Source organism: Streptomyces cynarae, assembly GCF_025642135.1.
Taxonomy (GTDB): Bacteria; Actinomycetota; Actinomycetes; order Streptomycetales; family Streptomycetaceae; genus Streptomyces; species Streptomyces cynarae.
Genome location: NZ_CP106793.1, coordinates 2,963,571 through 2,981,953, shown reverse-complemented (window position 1 = coordinate 2,981,953; position 18,383 = coordinate 2,963,571). Strand labels below are relative to the sequence as shown.

The 18,383-nt window shown below is 72.4% G+C and carries 14 protein-coding genes and 2 pseudogenes; 9 read left to right on the top strand and 7 right to left on the bottom strand.

The features are described from left to right. Positions 1-32: 32 nt before the first annotated feature. The 4 genes from N8I84_RS13935 to N8I84_RS13920 all read left to right on the top strand — a co-directional run bounded on the left by N8I84_RS13935 (position 33) and on the right by N8I84_RS13920 (position 5,666). Positions 33-3,236, top strand: coding sequence for a S41 family peptidase (locus N8I84_RS13935; protein ID WP_263229838.1), 3,204 nt, complete (start codon positions 33-35; stop codon positions 3,234-3,236). 124 nt (positions 3,237-3,360) lie between these two features. Then, positions 3,361-3,714, top strand: coding sequence for a histidine triad nucleotide-binding protein (locus N8I84_RS13930; RefSeq protein WP_263229837.1), 354 nt, complete (start codon positions 3,361-3,363; stop codon positions 3,712-3,714). Positions 3,715-3,720: 6 nt separating this feature from the next. Further along, complete coding sequence (locus tag N8I84_RS13925) at positions 3,721-4,653, top strand: ribonuclease Z (protein WP_263229836.1); 933 nt, start codon at positions 3,721-3,723, stop codon at positions 4,651-4,653. Between the two features lie 20 nt (positions 4,654-4,673). Further along, complete coding sequence (locus tag N8I84_RS13920) at positions 4,674-5,666, top strand: adenosine deaminase (RefSeq protein ID WP_263229835.1); 993 nt, start codon at positions 4,674-4,676, stop codon at positions 5,664-5,666. On the opposite strand, the gene N8I84_RS13915 is transcribed toward N8I84_RS13920, so the two are convergent. Next, entirely contained in the window at positions 5,630-6,880 is a 1,251-nt protein-coding gene (locus N8I84_RS13915; RefSeq protein ID WP_263229834.1) for an MFS transporter, read from the bottom strand. The two genes, N8I84_RS13920 and N8I84_RS13915, sit on opposite strands and share 37 nt — an antisense overlap. Before the next feature lie 196 nt (positions 6,881-7,076). Continuing rightward, the gene (locus N8I84_RS13910) at positions 7,077-7,859 is read right to left on the bottom strand and encodes an IclR family transcriptional regulator (protein WP_263229833.1); all 783 of its coding nucleotides are present in this window, start codon (positions 7,857-7,859) and stop codon (positions 7,077-7,079) included. A 117-nt stretch (positions 7,860-7,976) separates the two neighbouring features. On the opposite strand from N8I84_RS13910, the gene N8I84_RS13905 reads away from it, so the two are divergent. From N8I84_RS13905 to N8I84_RS13895, 3 genes and pseudogenes are all read left to right on the top strand, one after another. Then, entirely contained in the window at positions 7,977-8,933 is a 957-nt protein-coding gene (locus tag N8I84_RS13905) for a 5-dehydro-4-deoxyglucarate dehydratase (RefSeq protein WP_263229832.1), read from the top strand. Beyond that, on the top strand, positions 8,930-10,276 hold the full coding sequence (locus tag N8I84_RS13900) for a glucarate dehydratase family protein (protein ID WP_263229831.1): 1,347 nt from the start codon (positions 8,930-8,932) through the stop codon (positions 10,274-10,276). Before N8I84_RS13905 ends, N8I84_RS13900 begins: the two co-directional genes overlap by 4 nt. 145 nt (positions 10,277-10,421) lie before the next feature. After that, positions 10,422-11,536 (top strand): annotated as a pseudogene (locus N8I84_RS13895) (carbohydrate kinase family protein). Positions 11,537-11,776: 240 nt separating this feature from the next. Here the strand turns inward: N8I84_RS13895 and era are convergent. Then, on the bottom strand, positions 11,777-12,727 hold the full coding sequence (gene era, locus N8I84_RS13890) for a GTPase Era (protein ID WP_200417311.1): 951 nt from the start codon (positions 12,725-12,727) through the stop codon (positions 11,777-11,779). Between the two features lie 185 nt (positions 12,728-12,912). Between era and N8I84_RS13885 the strand changes: the two genes are divergently transcribed. After that, a complete protein-coding gene (locus N8I84_RS13885) occupies positions 12,913-14,223 on the top strand; it encodes an ammonium transporter (RefSeq protein WP_313884252.1) in 1,311 nt (436 codons plus the stop codon). Next, positions 14,220-14,558, top strand: a complete 339-nt coding sequence (locus N8I84_RS13880) for a P-II family nitrogen regulator (protein WP_200417310.1) — start codon at positions 14,220-14,222, stop codon at positions 14,556-14,558. The genes N8I84_RS13885 and N8I84_RS13880 overlap by 4 nt, the downstream gene beginning before the upstream one ends. Here N8I84_RS13880 and N8I84_RS13875 read toward each other — a convergent pair. The 4 genes and pseudogenes from N8I84_RS13875 to N8I84_RS13860 all read right to left on the bottom strand — a co-directional run. Continuing rightward, positions 14,455-15,462 (bottom strand): annotated as a pseudogene (locus tag N8I84_RS13875) (WxL protein peptidoglycan domain-containing protein); the annotation flags it as partial. The gene N8I84_RS13880 and the pseudogene N8I84_RS13875 overlap by 104 nt on opposite strands. A 59-nt stretch (positions 15,463-15,521) precedes the next feature. Further along, on the bottom strand, positions 15,522-16,841 hold the full coding sequence (locus N8I84_RS13870) for a beta-xylosidase (protein ID WP_263229830.1): 1,320 nt from the start codon (positions 16,839-16,841) through the stop codon (positions 15,522-15,524). A 147-nt stretch (positions 16,842-16,988) separates the two neighbouring features. Continuing rightward, entirely contained in the window at positions 16,989-17,342 is a 354-nt protein-coding gene (locus tag N8I84_RS13865; protein ID WP_263229829.1) for a cytidine/deoxycytidylate deaminase family protein, read from the bottom strand. 111 nt (positions 17,343-17,453) lie between these two features. Beyond that, positions 17,454-18,323, bottom strand: a complete 870-nt coding sequence (locus N8I84_RS13860) for a helix-turn-helix transcriptional regulator (protein ID WP_263229828.1) — start codon at positions 18,321-18,323, stop codon at positions 17,454-17,456. Between the last annotated feature and the right edge of the window lie 60 nt (positions 18,324-18,383).

The following is an 18,383-nucleotide window of genomic DNA, read 5'->3' as shown; positions in this document are numbered from 1 at the left end:
TCGGGACCGCGCCGGCTGCTTAGGGTGACCTGGTGACTCAGTCCGCATCGCCCGCGTATCTCCGTTTCCCGCATCTGCACGGCGAGTTGGTCGCCTTCACCGCCGAGGACGACGTCTGGGTCGCCCCGCTCGACGGCGGCCGCGCCTGGCGGGTCAGCGCCGACAACATACCCGTGAACCACCCCCGCATCTCCCCGGACGGCACGACCGTCGCCTGGACCTCCACCCGCGACGGCGCCCCCGAGGTGCACATCGCGCCGATCGACGGCGGGCCCGCCAAGCGCCTCACCCACTGGGGGAGTTGGAAGACCCAGGTGCGCGGCTGGACTCCCGACGGAGACGTGCTCGCGCTGAGCACGGTCGGTCAGGCCTCGCTGCGCCGCACCTGGGCGCACGCCGTACCGCTCGACGGGGGACCGGCCACCACGCTGCCGTACGGGCCCGTCGGCGAGGTCGCGTACGGGCCGCACACCGTGCTGCTGTCCGCCGGGGCCCGCGAGGCCGCCCTCTGGAAGCGGTACCGGGGCGGCACGGCCGGCAAGCTGTGGATCGACCGTGAGGGCGGCGGCGAGTTCGTACGGCTGCACGAGGACTTGGACGGCAACATCGAGTACCCGTCGTGGGTGGGGGACCGTATCGTCTTCCTCTCTGACCACGAGGACGTCGGGGCGCTGTACTCGTCGCTCGCCGACGGCTCCGACCTGCGACGGCACACGCCGATCGAAGGCTTCTACGCCCGCCACGCGGCCACCGACGGCACCCGGGTCGTGTACTCCTCCGCCGGCCGGCTGTGGATCCTCGACGACCTCGACGGCGCCGAGCCCAGGCCGCTCGACATCCGGCTCGGCGGGCAGCGCGTGGACCTCCAGCCGTATCCGGTCGATGCCTCCCGCTGGTTCGGGGCCGCCTCGCCCGACCACGCGGGGCGCGGCAGTGCCGTCCCGGTGCGCGGCGCCGTCCACTGGGTGACCCACCGCTCGGGGCCCGCCCGAGCGCTCGCCGCGGAGCACGGCGTGCGCGCCCGGCTACCGCACACCTTCCGCGCGGACGGCGAGGAGTGGGTGGTGTGGGTGACGGACGCGGAGGGCGACGACGCGCTGGAGTTCGCGCCCGCCACCGGCCTCGCCCCCGGCGCCGTCCCGCGACGGCTCGTCGCGGGGCAGCTCGGGCGGGTGCTGGGGCTCGCGGTGTCGCCCGACGGCAGCAAGGTCGCCGTCGCCGCGCACGACGGGCGGGTGCTGCTGGTCGAGCGGGACAGCGGCGAGGTGCGCGAGGTCGACCGCAGCGAGGACGGCGAGGTCAGCGGGCTCGTCTTCGCACCCGACTCGGCGTGGCTGGCCTGGTCGCACCCCGGACCGCGCCCGCTGCGCCATCTGAAACTCGCCAACACGGCCGACCTGTCGGTGACCGAGGCGACCCCGCTGCGGTTCCGGGACTACGCGCCCGCGTTCACCCTCGACGGCAAGCACCTCGCGTTCCTCTCGGCGCGCTCCTTCGACCCGGTGTACGACGACCACGTCTTCGACCTCGCCTTCGTGGGCGGCTCCCGGCCGCACCTGATCACGCTCTCCGCGACCACCCCCTCCCCGTTCGGTCCCCAGCGGCACGGCCGCCCCTTCGAGACGCCCGACAAGGACGAGACACCCGACAGCGAGGGCGCGCCGACCACCCGCGTCGACCTGGAGGGCCTCGCCGACCGGATCGTGCCGTTCCCGGTGGAGGCCGCGCGCTACTCGGGGCTGCGCGCCGCCAAGGACGGGGTGCTGTGGCTGCGGCACCCGGTGCGCGGCGTCCTCGGCGCCTCCCGCGCCACGCCCGACGATCCCGACCCCAGGAGCGAGCTGGAGCGGTACGACCTCGTCCAGCAGCGCATCGAGCACCTCGCCTCGGACGCCGACCACTTCTCGGTCACCGGCGACGGCAAGCGGGTGCTGCTGTGGACCGACGGCAAGCTCAAGGTCGTCCCCAGCGACCGGCGCGCCCCGAACGACGACGACTCCGACGCGAACATCACCGTCGACCTGTCGCGCGTCCGGCAGACCGTCGATCCGGCGGCCGAGTGGCGGCAGATGTTCGACGAGACCGGCCGGATCATGCGGGACAACTTCTGGCGGCCCGACCTGGGCGGCGTCGACTGGGACGGCGTACTGGGGCGCTACCGGCCGGTGCTCGACCGGGTCGCCACCCACGACGACCTGGTCGACCTGCTGTGGGAGGTGCAGGGCGAGCTGGGCACCTCGCACGCGTACGTCCTTCCCCACGGCTACGGCCCGGGCCACGACCGGCGGCAGGGACTGCTCGGCGCCGACATCTCCCGGCATACGGACGGAAGTTGGCGCGTCGACCGGGTGCTGCCCTCGGAGACCTCCGACCCCGACGCCCAGGCACCGCTGGCGGCGCCCGGGGTGGCGATACGGGCCGGTGACGCGATCGTCGCGGTCGGCGGGCGGCCGGTGGATCCGGTGACCGGGCCCGGGCCGCTGCTGGTCGGGACGGCCGGCAAACCGGTGGAGCTGACGGTCTCGCCGGCGGGCGGGGGTGACCTGCGGTACGCCGTCGTCGTGCCGATCGCCGACGAGGAGCCGCTCAGGTACCACGCGTGGGTGGCGGACCGGCGGGCGTACGTGCACGAGAAGTCGGGCGGGCGGCTCGGGTATCTGCACGTGCCGGACATGGTGGGCTCCGGGTGGGCGCAGCTCCACCGTGACCTGCGGATCGAGGTCGCGCGGGAGGGCCTGGTCGTGGACGTCCGGGAGAACCGGGGCGGCCACACCTCCCAGCTGGTCGTGGAGAAGCTGGCGCGGCGGATCGTGGGCTGGGACCTGCCGCGCGGACTACGGCCGTACAGCTACCCGGAGGACGCGCCGCGCGGGCCCGTCGTCGCGGTCGCCAACGAGTTCTCCGGCTCGGACGGCGACATCGTCAACGCGGCCATCAAGGCGCTCGGCATCGGCCCGGTGGTCGGGACGCGGACGTGGGGCGGTGTCATCGGGATCGACAGCAAGTACCGGCTGGTCGACGGCACGCTGGTGACCCAGCCCAAGTACGCCTTCTGGATGGAGGGGTACGGGTGGGACGTGGAGAACCACGGCGTCGATCCCGACGTCGAGGTGGTCCAGGCCCCGCAGGACCACGCGGCGGGCCGCGACACGCAGTTGGACGAGGCGATCCGCCTGGCACTGGCGGCACTGGAGGAGCGTCCGGCGAAACAGCCCCCGGAGCTGCCCGCACTGTGATCCGCCGCCCCCTCTCCGGGAGGGGCGGGCGGACGCCCTTCACCCGCCCGGCCTTCCGGGGCGGGCGGGTGGAGAGTGCCGATAGCATGCCGTCGTAGTGATCAGTCCGTGTGAGGAGGCACGCATGGCGGGAGAGCCGCAGGACGACTGCCTGTTCTGCAAGATCGTCGCGGGGCAGATCCCGGCGACGATCGTCCGGGAGACCGACACCACCGTCGCCTTCCAGGACATCAACCCCCAGGCGCCGACCCATGTGCTGGTCATCCCCCGGGTGCACCACCGGGACGTCGCCGCCCTCGCCGCCGCCGAACCGGCCATCACCGCCGACGTGCTCCGCGAGGCCGGCGAGGTCGCCGCGCAGGAGAAGCTCGACAGCTACCGAGTGGTCTTCAACACCGGCAGCGGCGCCGGCCAGACCGTCTGGCACGCGCACGCCCACGTCCTGGGCGGCCGCGGCCTGCAGTGGCCCCCCGGGTAAGGCGCCGTGTCCGTACGCGAACTGGTCGTCCTCGGCACCGCCAGCCAGGTCCCGACCCGGCACCGCAACCACAACGGCTACCTGCTGCGCTGGGACGGCGAGGGCATCCTCTTCGACCCCGGCGAGGGCACCCAGCGGCAGATGCTGCGCGCCGGGGTCGCCGCCCACGACCTGCACCGGATCTGCGTCACGCACTTCCACGGCGACCACTCGCTGGGCCTCGCCGGTGTCATCCAGCGCATCAACCTCGACCAGGTGCCGCACGAGATCACCGCGCACTACCCGAAGTCGGGACAGCGGTTCTTCGAGCGGCTGCGCTATGCGACGGCGTACCGCGAGACCGTCTCCCTGACCGAGGCGCCGGTCGACGCGGACGGGCCCCTCGCGGTGACTCCCGCGTACACGCTCCAGGCGCGCCGGCTCTCCCACCCCGTCGAGTCCTACGGCTACCGGATCGTCGAGCCGGACGGGCGCCGCATGCTGCCCGAACGGCTCGCGGCGTACGGCATCAAGGGCCCCGACGTCGGGCGGATGCAGCGGGAGGGCTCCCTCGGGGGCGTGTCGCTGGAGGAGGTCAGCGAGGTGCGGCGCGGGCAGCGGTTCGCGTTCGTCATGGACACCCGGCTGTGTGACGGCGTCCACGCCCTCGCCGACGGCTGCGACATGCTCGTCATCGAGTCGACCTTCCTGGACGAGGACGCCCGACTGGCCGACGAGCACGGCCATCTGACGGCCGGACAGGCCGGACGTGTCGCCGTGGAGGCCGGGGCGCGGCATCTCGTCCTCACCCACTTCAGCCAGCGCTACACCGAGCCTGGGGGCACCTCCCAGACGGAGTCTGGGGGAGAGTTCGAACGGCAGGCGCGTGCCGCCGGGTTCGAGGGAGAGCTGACCGTGGCGCACGACCTGATGCGGGTGCCGGTTCCGAAACGGCGGTAAAGCCCCCGTACGATGCTTCGATGCCCCTCCCGAAAGCTGAACTGCACCTGCACATCGAAGGCACCCTGGAGCCGGAGCTGGCCTTCGAGCTGGCCGCTCGCAACGGTGTGAAGCTGCCCTACGCCGACACCGGCGAACTGCGCGCGGCCTACGCCTTTCAGGACCTCCAGTCCTTCCTGAACCTGTATTACGAGCTGATGGCCGTCCTGCGCACCGAGCGGGACTTCGAGGACCTCGCGAACGCCTATCTCGCGCGCGCCGCCGCGCAGGGCGTGCGGCACGCCGAGATCTTCTTCGACCCGCAGGCCCACACCGCCCGCGGCGTGGACCTGGGCACGGTGGTGGAGGGGCTGTGGCGCGCGCTCGGCCACAGCGAGCAGAACCACGGCGTCTCCACCCAGCTGATCATGTGCTTCCTGCGCGACGAGTCCGCCGAGTCGGCCATGGAGACGCTGGAAGCGGCGAGGCCGTATCTCGACCGGATCACCGGTGTGGGCCTCGACTCGGCCGAGGTCGGGCATCCGCCGGTCAAGTTCCGCGAGGTGTACGAGGCCGCCGCCGCCCTGGGCCTCAGGCGCGTGGCGCACGCCGGTGAGGAGGGGCCGCCGGAGTACATCACCGAGGCCCTCGACGTGCTCGGTGTCGAGCGCGTCGACCACGGGCTGCGCTGCATGGAGGACCCGGCGCTGGTGGAGCGGCTCGTGCGGGAGCGGATCCCGCTGACCCTGTGCCCCCTGTCCAACGTCCGCCTGCGCGCCGTCGACACCCTGGAGGCCCACCCCCTGCCTGCCATGCTCGACGCCGGGCTGCTGTGCACCGTCAACTCCGACGACCCCGCCTACTTCGGCGGCTACGCCGGCGACAACTTCGACGCCGTCCGTGCGTCCCTGGGGCTCGGCGAGGAGCGGCTGCGTGAGCTGGCCCGCAACTCCTTCCTCGCGTCCTTCCTGGAGCACGACGAGGAACGGCGGGCGCGCTACCTCGCCGAGGTGGACGCGTACGCGTTCTCGTAGGCGTCGGGCACCTCCACGACCGGTGCGCCGCCCCCGAGCTCTTCGCGCTGGGGGGATCCCCACCCACGGCGCACCGTGGCCGGCCGCAGCGTGCGGCCCCCGGTGCGCAGGGCGACCGCGGACAGCGGGAACACGATCGCGAGCAGCCCGGCGGCGAGGATCGCGCCCATCGCCGGGAACCCCGCCTGCGCGGACAGCACACTGCCGGTCAGGGGGCCCGCCGCCGTGCCGAGCGAGGACGCGGAGCCGGCGAGGACGGCCCACCGGCCGCGCCCGTCGAGGGAGGCGGCGAGGCCGATCAGATACGACAGCACGATCGGGTAGAGCGTGTTCCAGGCGATCTCGCCGGCCGCGAAGGTGCCGAGCCCGGTGGCGGACGCGCTGACCGCGATGCAGCCGGCGATGAGCGCGGTGCCCGCGCCGATGGGCAGCGCACGCCCGAGGCGCGGGCCGAGCGCGCCCGCGCCCATCACGCCGAGCAATCCGGCGCCGAGCGCGACCGCGAAGACCGCGCCGACGGTGACCTCCGTGAGGTGCGCCTGGGTGAGGCCGATGCGTCCGCTGACGCCCCAGAGGGAGTTCTGGGCGAGGGACCAGCACAGCATGCCGGCGGCCAGGACCAGCCCTGAGCGCGGATGGGGGAGCCGGCCGCTCTCGCGGGTGGCCGTGGTGGCCGGGCCGTCGGAGGTGAGGCGAGCGGTCGCGGGCCACACCAGCAGCGCGGTGAGCGCGATCGCGGCGAGCGGCAGGCCGTGGCCCGGGCCGAGGTGGGGGACCGTCAGGTAGACGGCGCCCGCGAGGGCGGACACCGCGAGCAGGCCGAGCGTGGAGGAGCGGTGGGGGTCACGCTGGGCGGCGATACCGGTCGCGGCGACCGTCGTGACCGTCCCCGACCCGAACCCGCCGACGACCGCCCCCGCGACGACCACGGGGATGCCGTGGCTCAGGGCAGCCGTGCCGTAGCCGACGGCGGCGCACAGGAGCCCTGCGCGGGCGAGGCGGCGGGGGCCGATGCGCCGGACGTGCGCGGCGAGCAGGAAGCCGGCGGTGGCCGAACTCAGCAGCAGGGCACTGCCGATGGAACCGGCCTCGGTGGCGGAGAGCGGGAGACCGGAGTCGAGCCTGCCGACGGTGGTGGGCAGCAGGTATGAGGCGAGGTACCCGGCCGTGAAAAGGGCGACGAGGGGCCAGGGCGGGGCGGTGCGGGAGGACACGGGCGTTCCAGGGCGTGCGAAAAGAGCGGCTCAGAATGGGGGAGGGGCGCCGTCCGTCGAACGACAGGAACGTGCAGGGAATTTGTATCAAGCACGCGTTTCGAGAAGAAGCGCGGAGTGTGTGATCTGAGCCACTTTCGGTTTGGTCCTGGTGGCGTCGGGTAGTGGGAATCGCTCTCTTGGTCGTCCACCGCCCTCAGCGCCAGTGCGGAGCGCCCGCACCGCCCACCGTGATGCCCTCGATCCTGGCCCGGATCTCCCGCATCACGGCGACGATCCGCTCCTCGTGACCCGGCGTCAGCCGGGCCACCGGCACCGAGCAGCTGATCGCGTCCTGTGCCGGGGTGTCATAGCGCAGGGCGAAGCCGAAGCCCGCGATGCCGACGACGCTCTCCTCCCGGTCGATGGAATAGCCTCGCTCGCGCGTGGCGGCGAGGTCCGTCAGCAGGGACTCCCGCGTGGTGTGCGTGTTGGCGGTCAAGGGCTCGAACGGTCCCTGCGGCACCGCCTCGTCCGGCCGTTCCGCCAGCAGTGCCTTGCCGAGCGCGCCCGCGTGCGCGGGCAGCCGCCGGCCCACGCGGCTGATCGTGCGCAGGTATTCGTGCGACTCGCGCGTCGCCAGATACGCCACGTCCGTGCCGTCCAGCCGTCCCAGGTGGATCGTCTCGCCGAGCGCCTCCGACGCCTCGTCCAGGTAGGGCCGGACGGTGCGGACACGCGGGTCGGAGTCCAGGTAGCTCGTGCCCGTCAGCAGCGCGTGGATGCCGATGCCGTACAGCGAGCCGGTGACGTCCGTCCGCACCCAGCCCCGCGAGATCAGGGTCTGCAGCAGGGCGTACATCGAGCTGCGCGGTACGCCGAGCTCGTCCGCCAGTTCCTGCAGACGTGCCGGACGGTCGCCGCGCGCGGCGAGCACCTCGAGCAGCTCCACCGTGCGCGCGGCCGACTTCACCTCGCGGACGCCCCCTGTGTCGGACATGCGGTGATGGTAATGCGGCGGGAGGTGCGGCACTCCGGTCGCGGTGCGGGGCATTGACGGCGTCCGTTCGCGTATCTAACCTCCATCTTCATACGTGGATGACATCCAGGCAGGGAGATGAACAGGGTGAGCGGCGGTTCGGACACGGAGGCCGTGGCACGGCGGCTGCGGGACGGTATGGCGCGCGGGATCCTGTCGTTCCCGCTCACGAGCTTCCACGACGACGGCTCCCTCGACCTCGAGGGCTTCCGCGCCCATGTCGGGACGCAGCTCGCCACCGGCCCCGGCGCCGTCTTCCCCGCTTGCGGCACCGGTGAGTTCTTCTCCCTCAACGAGGACGAGTACGGGCAGGTCGTCACCGCCGCGGTGGAGGCCGCCGGAGGCGCCGTGCCCGTCGTCGCGGGCGTCGGATACGGCTGGGCGCAGGCGGTGCGGTTCGCGCGGATCGCCGAGGATGCGGGCGCCGACGCGCTGCTCGTCCTGCCGCACTACCTCGTCGCCGCCCCGCAGGACGGGCTCGTCGCCCAGCTGGAGCACATCGCCGCCCGCACCCGGCTGCCACTGATCGTCTACCAGCGCGGCCAGGTGGCCTACGGCCTTCAGGCGTTCCGGCGCATCACCGAGATCCCCGGCGTCATCGGCCTCAAGGACGGCCACAGCGACCTCGACCGGCTGCAACGGCTCACCCTCGCCGCTCCCGAGGGCTTCCTGTTCTTCAACGGTGCCGCCACCGCGGAGGTCCAGGCCCGCGCGTACGCCGCCGTGGGCGTCCCGGCCTACTCCTCCGCCGTCCACGCCTTCGCCCCCGAGATCGCGGACGCCTTCTTCACCGCGCTGCACGCCGGAGACCACGCCACGGTGGACAAACTGCTGCGCGACTTCTACGTCCCGCTCGTCGCGCTGCGCGACCGGGTGCCCGGATACGCCGTGTCGCTGGTCAAGGCCGCCGCCCGGCTGCGCGGCCGCCCCGTGGGACCCGTGCGCGCCCCGCTCACCGAGCCGTCGGCCGCCGACCTGGCCGAACTGAAGGACCTGCTGACCGCCGGACTCGACCTCGTAGGAGCCGCCCTGTGACCCGCGACCTGACCGTCTCCGAGGTACGGCTGACCCCGATCCTGGTCGCCGACCCGCCCCTGCTCAACACCCAGGGCGTCCACCAGCCGTACACGCCCCGGCTGATCGTCGAGGTGGTGACGGCCGACGGGACCAGCGGCGTCGGCGAGACCTACGGCGACACCAAGTACCTGGAACTCGCCCGGCCCCTCGCCGACAAGCTGGTCGGCCGTCAGGTGTCCGACCTGAACGGCCTGTTCACGGTCGCCGAGGACGTGGCCGTCGACGACTCCCGGACCTCCGACCGGCTCGACGTCGGCGGGCTGCGCGGCGTCCAGACCAACGACAAGCTGCGCCTGTCCGTCCTGTCCGCCTTCGAGGTCGCCTGCCTCGACGCGCTCGGCAAGGCGCTCGGGCTGCCCGTGCACGCGCTGCTCGGCGGCAAGCTGCGCGACGAGGTCGAGTACAGCGCGTACCTGTTCTACAAGTACGCCGCTCACCCCGAGGGCGTAGCGGCAGAGCAGGACGACTGGGGTGCCGCACTCGACCCGGCGGGCGTCGTCACACAGGCACGGAGGTTCAAGGAGCGCTACGGCTTCACATCCTTCAAGCTCAAGGGCGGGGTCTTCCCACCGGATGAGGAGATCGCCGCGATCCGCGCGCTCGCCGAGGCGTTCCCCGGGCATCCGCTGCGCCTGGACCCCAACGGTGCCTGGTCGGTGGAGACCTCCGTGAAGGTGGCCGAGGAACTGCGCGACGTCCTCGAGTACCTGGAGGACCCGGCCCTCGGCACATCCGCCATGGCCGAGGTCGCCGCGCGATTGAAAGGGGCGGCGCGAAGCGCCTCGGACAAGGGTGGTGGTGGGCGACGGGCGGGAGTGCCGCTCGCCACCAACATGTGCGTGACCACGTTCGACGAGATCAAGGAGGCGTTCACGCGGGGCGCCGTGCAGGTGGTGCTCTCCGACCACCACTACTGGGGCGGGCTGCGCAACACGCGCGAACTGGCGGCTGTCTGCCGTGCGTTCGGGGTCGGGGTGTCCATGCACTCCAACACGCACCTCGGCATCTCGCTGGCCGCGATGACCCATGTCGCCTCCACCGTGCCGGGCCTGCACCACGCCTGCGACACCCACTACCCGTGGCAGTCCGAGGACGTCATCACCGAGCGCATCGCCTTCACCGGCGGCCGGGTCGCCGTCCCCGACGCGCCCGGGCTCGGCGTCACGCTGGACCGCGATCGGCTGGCCGCGCTGCACGAGCGCTGGCTCGCCGACGACGGCGGCCTGCGCGAGCGCGACGACGCGGCGGCGATGCGGGTCGCGGACCCGGGGTGGGTGACGCCGACGGTGCCCCGCTGGTAGCGGGCCGCGCACCTGGCGGGCGCAGGACGAGCGTCCGCTGGTGGCCGACGGCCGACCGCCGACCGGGCGGGCGCGGGCGACCGGCCCGCCCGGAGGGACGCTTGGTGCACACTGGCTGGATCAGCACCACGCCAGGGAGCGCACCGTGACCGCGTCCATCGGAGAGGGACCACACCGCCACCACGCCCACGTCGACCCCCTTGGCGCGCTGCGCGCGCCCGGCGACCCGCCCTGGGACGTCTACCTCACGGGGACCGTCTTCCTCGACATCATCTTCACCGGCCTCGACTCCGCCCCGGTGCGCGGCACCGAGTCCTGGGCGCGGGGCATGGGGTCGAGCCCCGGCGGCGTCGCCAACATGGCCACCGCGCTGGCCCGCCTCGGCCTGCGGACGTGCCTGGCGGCGGCCTTCGGCGACGACCACTACGGCGAGTACTGCTGGGACGAGTTGAAGGAGGGCGAGGGTATCGACCTCTCGCCGTCCCGCAAAGTCCCCGGCTGGCACTCCCCGGTGACCGTCTCCATGGCCTACGAGGGCGAGCGCACCATGGTCTCCCACGGTCATGAGCCGCCGCCGGAGGAGCCGCCCCGGACTGCCCGCCGCGCGCCCGGGCCGCGGTCGCCTCGCTGACGCCGGGCAGGCGTGAACCGTGGATCGCGGAGGCCGCGAAGCAGGGCACACGGATCTTCGCCGACGTCGGCTGGGACGAGACCGGGGCGTGGGACCCGGCGGCGCTGGCCGACCTCGAACACTGCGAGGCGTTCCTGCCGAACGCCGAGGAGGCCATGCGGTACACGCGCACGGACTGCCCGCGCGCCGCCGCGCACGCGCTCACCGAGTACGTGCCGCTGGCCGTGGTCACCCTCGGCGCGGAGGGGGCGTACGCCGTGGACGGGCGCACCGGGGAGAGCGCGGGCGTTCCCGCGATCGCCGTGGAGGCACTGGACCCCACGGGGGCGGGTGACGTCTTCGTGGCGGGTTTCGTGACCGGCACGCTGGCGGAGTGGCCGCTGGCCGACCGCCTCGCCTTCGCCGGTCTGACGGCGGCGCTGTCCGTCCAGGAGTTCGGCGGCTCGCTGTCGGCGCCCGACTGGTCGGAGATCGGGGCGTGGTGGCGCAAGGTCCAGTCCTACGAGAGCCAGGACCCGGCGGCCCTGACCCGCTACGCGTTCCTGGAGGGCCTGGTCCCGCAGGAGGACATCGAAGCGTGGCCGCGCCGCCGTGCCGTCCCGACGATCGGCTTCCGCCGACCTGGGTGACGCCACCCCGCCACCCGCCGGGGGCCGCGCAAGACGTGTTTCGCCCCCGCCGCCCCTACCGGTCCCGTACCTGGGGGCTGCCCCCAGCCCCCCGAGCAGGGGATCCCCGGACAGGCTGAAAAATCAGCCCCTCCGGCGCTTGAGGAGCGGGGGTCCAGGGGGCGGAGCCCCCTGATGGAGTCGAAGGGGGCGCAGCCCCTAAAGCACGGGAAGGGCAGGGGCGGCGGGGGCGGGAACCGCTCAGAAGCCCAGGCGCCGCAGCTGCTTCGGGTCCCGTTGCCAGTCCTTCGCCACCTTCACGTGGAGGTCCAGGAACACCGGCGTCCCCAGCAGCGCCTCGATGTGCTTGCGGGACTTGATGCCTACCTCCTTCAGCCGCTTGCCCTTGGGACCGATGATGATCCCCTTCTGGCTCGGCCGCTCGATGTAGACGTTCGCGTGGATGTCCAGCAGCGGCTTGTCCGCGGGCCGGTCCTCGCGCGGCAGCATCTCCTCCACCACCACCGCGATCGAGTGCGGCAGCTCGTCCCGGACGCCCTCCAGCGCCGCCTCACGGATGAGCTCCGCCACCATGACCTGCTCCGGCTCGTCCGTCAGATCGCCCTCGGGATACAGCGCCGGCCCCTCCGGCAGCAGCGGGATCAGCAGGTCCGCCAGCAGGTCCACCTGCTTGTTCGCGGTCGCCGACACCGGGACGATCTCCGCCCACTCGATCCCCAGCTCCTCACCCAGCCGGTCGATCGCGATGAGCTGCTCGGCCAGGGCCTTGGAGTCCACCAGGTCCGTCTTCGTGACGATCGCGACCTTCGGGGTCTTCCTGATCCCCGCCAGTTCCTTCGCGATGAACCGGTCCCCGGGGCCGATCTTCTGGTCGGCGGGCAGACAGAAGCCGATCACGTCGACCTCCGCCCACGTCGTGCGCACCACGTCGTTCAGCCGCTCGCCCAGCAGCGTGCGCGGCTTGTGCAGACCCGGTGTGTCCACCAGGATCAGCTGCGCGTCCGGTCGGTGCACGATGCCCCGCACCGTGTGCCGCGTCGTCTGCGGCCGGTTCGAGGTGATTGCCACCTTCTGCCCGACCAGAGCGTTCGTCAGAGTGGACTTGCCCGCGTTGGGACGGCCCACGAAACAGGCGAAGCCCGCCCGGTGGACGGCCTCGGTGGGCTCGGATGGCTGGGTGCGCACGCTCATGGCGCCCATTCTCCCTGATCCACGGAGCCCCTCCGCACGCCCTGCCGCGCCCCGGACCCCGCGCGCATCCCGGTGAGATTCCGGAAACCTTCCCGCAACACGAAACGTCACGGAAACACACCTGTACGCAACAGGAAACGAGCGCCGGTGACCCTCGGACGAGCCCCCGGACCGTAGGAGAGCCCGTGACCCTGGCCGCGCCCCACATCGACACCGGCGACACCGCCTGGCTGCTCGCCGCCACCGCCCTCGTGCTGCTGATGACCCCCGGCCTCGCCCTCTTCTACGGCGGCATGGTCCGCACGAAAAGCGTGCTCAACATGCTGATGATGAGCTTCGTGTCGATCGCCCTGGTCACGGTGGTGTGGCTGGCCTGCGGCTACTCCCTCGCCTTCGGTGACGACGCGTTCGCCGGCCTCATCGGCGGACTGAGGCACTCGGGCATGGCGGGCCTCGGCCCGGACAGCCTCCACGGCACCGTGCCCACCCTCCTCTTCGCCACCTTCCAGCTCACCTTCGCGATCATCACCGCCGCCCTGATCAGCGGCGCGATCGCGGACCGTGCGAAGTTCGGCGCCTGGCTGGTCTTCGTGCCCGTCTGGGCCCTGCTCGTATACGTTCCCGTCACCCACTGGGTGTGGGGTCCGGGCGGCTGGATCGTGGACAGGCTCGGCGCCCTCGACTTCGCGGGCGGCCTGCCCGTCGAGATCACCTCCGGCGCGTCCGGGCTGGCGCTGTGCCTGGTCCTCGGCCCGCGGCTGGGCTTCAAGAAGGACGCCATGCGTCCGCACAACCTGCCCATGGTGATGCTCGGCGCAGGTCTGCTGTGGTTCGGCTGGTTCGGATTCAACGCCGGTTCGGCCCTCGGTGCGAACGGCCTCGCCGCGGCCGCCTTCCTCAACACCCTCGCCGCCGGCTGCACCGGCCTGCTCGGCTGGCTCTTCGTCGAGCAGAAGCGCGACGGCCACCCCACCACTCTGGGCGCGGCGTCCGGCGCGGTCGCGGGCCTGGTCGCCATCACCCCGTCCTGCGGCACGGTGTCCCTGCTCGGCGCGCTGGTCGTCGGCCTCGCCGCCGGCGTCGTCTGCTCGTACGCCGTGAGCTGGAAGTTCAAGCTGAACTACGACGACTCGCTCGACGTCGTCGGCGTCCACCTGGTCGGCGGCATCATCGGCACCCTCCTCATCGGCCTGTTCGCCGTGAAGGAGATGACCGGCGGGGCCGAGGGCCTCCTCTACGGCGGTGGGATCGCCCAGCTCGGCAAGCAGCTCCTCGCGGTGGTCGTGGTGGCGCTGTACGCGTTCGCTGTGACGTACGGCATCGGCAAGCTGATCGACAAGGCGATGGGCTTCCGCGCGAGCGAGGAGCAGGAGCACACCGGACTGGACCTTACGGTGCACGCCGAGACCGCTTACGATCACGGGGTCCTGGGCCACGGCGCCCCGGTCGCCCACTCCGTCCCCGCAACCACCCAGAAGGTCACGACCCAGGCATGAAGCTCATCACCGCGATCGTCAAGCCGTTCCGCCTCGACGCGGTCAAGACGGCCCTGCAGGAACTCGGCGTGCACGGCCTGACCGTGACCGAGGCCAGCGGCTACGGCCGTCAGCGCGGCCACACCGAGGTGTACCGGGGGGCCGAGTACCGGGTCGACCTCGTGCCCAAGGTCCGGATCGAAGTCGTGGTGGAGGACGCGGACGCCGACGCCGTCATCGACGCGATCGTGAAGGCCGCGCAGACGGGGAAGATCGGAGACGGGAAGGTCTGGGCACTGCCGGTCGAGACGGTCGTACGCGTACGGACGGGCGAACGCGGCCCCGACGCGCTCTGACCGCCGACGCTCCCGCCACGACCCCCGCGGCGAACACGGCCGCGACCACCAGCCACGGCAGCGCGAAGAACGAGGCGCTCGCCGACTCGCGCGTGTCCTTCGCGCTCGCCGTCAACGTGACGTCGCCCCAGTCGAACTGGGGCGCGTCCCGCCATGGTTCGGACAACCGCACACGCTGACCGGGCAGCAGCTCGGAGGGGATCCGCGACAGGGAGCGCGTCAGGAGCGTCCGGCCGAACAGGCCCGTCGCCCGCAGCTCCACCTTCGGGGCGAGGGTGACGTTGCCGGTGTTGTGCAGGGTGTAGGAGACCGTCGCCGTGCTGTCGCCGAGGCCGGGGACCAGGGGCTGCCGGTGGGTGAGGCGGACGTCCTCCACGGCGATCGCCGGCAGCGTGGGTCCGCCGACGCGGAGGTAGACACGGGCGCCGACGGCCCGCTGCACACCGAGCGCCAGCTTGCCGCTGCCCGGGGTCGGCTGCTCGTCGAGCGCGACGATCGCGCCCGGGTGGTCGCCGGGTTCGGCACCCTCGGGCACCTGCAGCGTGAAGGGCACGGTGACGGTCCTGTGCCCGGGCACGGTGATCCGGGACTGCGCGGGCCTCGCCCAGGCGCCCACCGCCAGCATCCGTTCCGCCGGCGTGCGTAAGGCGAAGCCGCCGTCGCGCACGGTGTTGTAGGCGTCGGCCGCGTAGAGCCGGAAGGTGAGCGGCTTGCCGGTCTTGTTCTGGACGGCGACCTTGTCGCTGAGGGTCTGGCCGGGGTCGGCGGAGAGGTAGAAGTACGGCCGCGCGGCGACTTTCGAGGCGACCGGGTAGACGGACCAGCTGCCGTTGTCGGCGGCGTGCGCGGGCGTGGTTCGCCATGCCAGCGCGAGGCCCAGGAGGAGGACGTACAGCTTGCGCATGGGTGCGGACCCCCACGGACGAGGGACAGGGGAACGGGCGGGTGCGGACGCCCTTGCGCTCAGGCGAGCGTCAGGGTGAGCACACCGGAGTACGAGCCCGGAGGCGTGAACGCCGGTACGTCCAGGGACAGCCCGGCGTCGACGGTGAACTCGCCGCCGGTGAGCGTGCCGTCGGACGTCGACGCGAGGGTCGCCCCCGACGTGCCCACGGCTCCTGCCGAGCCGGCCTTGCAGGTGCTCGGGCTGCCCGGCTCGGTCGCGCAGGCAGGGGTCCAGTTCAGCCTCCCGGCGTCGATCTTGCCGGCGGGCCCCGTGAAGTTCGTGACCTTGCCGGTCAGGGACCAGCCGGCGGGACCCCCGCGGAAGTCCTGCACGGTCACGGTCTGGAGTTTCCCGGCGGAGGTCCCTCCCTTGCCGAAGTCCACCGCCGCCAGGGCCACGGCGTCCCCGGCGTGGGACATGGACAGGGTGCCCGCCTTGACGGTGGTGGTCAGCTTCTGACTGCCGGCCGGGACGGGCGCGTTGTCGTTGACCGCGTACGCCGCCGGGCCCGCGCCCTTGTCCTGGCTCCAGGAGCTGCCCTCGTAGGCCACGATCCCGGTCGTGGCTCTGTCGTTGACGACGAGCGAACCGCTGAAGGAGCCCTGGGAGTTCGCGGTCACGGTGGCGGTGTCCGTGGTCGGGATGCCCCCGGCCCGCCCGGCCAGGGTGACGGTCGCGCCCGGCGTGAAGTCGCTGCCGCTGACGGTGACACTGGCGCCCGGGTCACCGGATGCCGAACTCAGCGAGATGGCCCGGGTGTTGGCCGGGGTGCCGTCGGTCGCCGTGACGGTCTCCGAAACCGGGGCGGGCGGGTTGGTGACCGTGCACGGGGTGTCCAGCTCGAGGATGTAGCTGGTGTGGATGTTGTAGTCGCCCGGCGAGAGGGTGATCTGGCCGGCCCTGGTGACGGTGAACGTTCCGGTCATGGAGAAGGACGGGAAGGCCGCTTTCCCCGGCACAGGCGGGTTCTTCTTCGGCCCGGCGACGGTGACGTCACCGGTCTGGGCGCCCCCGAGGGACACTTTTCCGGTCGGCGTCATGATGTCGGCCGGCAGGGCCAGGTCGGTGGGATTGCTCGCGGCGGCCTGGACCACCGTGTAGGTCACGGTGACCGTGTCGCCCACCTTGGGACTGGCGTTGTCCACCGTGATCTTCGCGGTGGTGGTGCCGTCGATCGGGGGGATGCCCGCGACCGCGGGCGGAATGCAGTGGGTGGGGAAGTCCACCTGCTGCGGTGCGGCGCCGGCCGGACAGGCCAGGGCACCCCCGCCGGCGACCGCGAGGGCGGTCACCGTGAGTATCGAGGCCCAGCGGCGTCTTCGAGTCGGTAAAGCCATGACGGCCCCCTAGGTGGTTTTCGGGCGCAGCGGCTCTTCTGCGCCGACAGGGGGCCATTGACGTGCGGGTTGTGTGAGAAGTCAATGGAGATGCGGCAAGTGGACTGACGGGCCGTCAGTTTTCTCCGTCCGGCCGTGCGCGATCCCTCAGCCCGCGGTCACCGTGACGCGAACCGTCCCGTCCGGCCCGGCCACCAGCACAGGCGTCCGAGGCCCGCCGAGGTCCCGTACGGCCGCACGGTCCTCCGCGGACGCGACCTCGGCCTCCGTGACGACCGCAGCCGCCTCCAGCGACTTCGCGCCCGAGGCCACCGCCATGGCCACCGCCGTCTGCAGGGCACTCAGCTTCAGCGACTCGAGGGCTACGGTCCCGGCGACGTACGTCCGTCCGGTCTCGTCCCGCACCGCGGCCCCCTCGGGCACGCCGTTGCGGGCCCGCGCGGAACGGGCCAGGGTGACGATCTTGCGGTCCTCGGGGTCGAGCGCATTGCTGTCGGTCATGCCACGAGCATACGAAGAGCGGCCGCGGTCAGCGCGCAACGGGCTACACCGTCGAGGTCGTCCCGCGACGGGGTCCCGTCGAAGTCGTCCCGTGACGGAACGACGCCGAGGTCATCCCGCCACGGGATACATCGCCCCGCGCCTGCCCTGCGGCGAGGCCAGCCACTCCAGCTTCGCCGTGGTGTTCGCCTCCTCCAGCGGGGTGTGGAGCACGATCGTCAGGTCGGGCCGCGCCGGCACCTTCAGCGCCGTCGACTCCACGCACAGCAGCCCCACCAGCGGATGGTCCAGCTCCTTGCGGATCACCCCGGCGTCCTTGATGTCCCGCCGCTCCCACAGCGCGGTGAACTCCTGGCTCACCGCCTTGAGTTCGGCCAGCACCGCCCGGAACCCCTCGTCGTCGGGGTTGTCCGAGCACATCGCCCGGAACTGTGCGACGACCGTGTGCGCGTTCTGCTCCCAGCTGTGGGAGCGGGAGCGGTACAGCGGGTCGGTGAAGAAGTCGACGATGCAGTTCTGCGTGATCTCGGGCCGCATCCCGAGCACCCAGCCCGCGGCGTCGTTGTACATCACGCAGTTGTAGTACCGGTCCATGATGTGGGCCGGATACGGCATCCAGGCGTCGATCAGCCGCCGCATGCCCTCGCAGCCGTGGTCGGGCGCCGGTTCGGGCGCGGGCGGGTTCAGCCCGGCCAGGACGTACAGATGCCGGCGCTCCGCGTTGCTGAGCCGCAGCACCCGCGCCACAGCGTCCAGTACCTGCGGGGAGACGGAGATGTCCCGCCCCTGCTCCAGCCACTGGTACCAGGAGATGCCCACCCCGGCCAGCACGGCGACCTCCTCGCGGCGCAGACCGGGCGTACGGCGCCGCGGCCCGCCGGCGGGCAGTCCGGCCTCCGCCGGGGTGACCCGGGCGCGCCTGCTCATCAGGAACTCGCGCAACTCCCGCAGCCGATGGCTCTTCAGCGCGTCCTCGGGCACGTACGGATCCCCCCGTCGGTGTCTGGTGGTGCCACCACCACCATAAGTGCCGACTCCCCA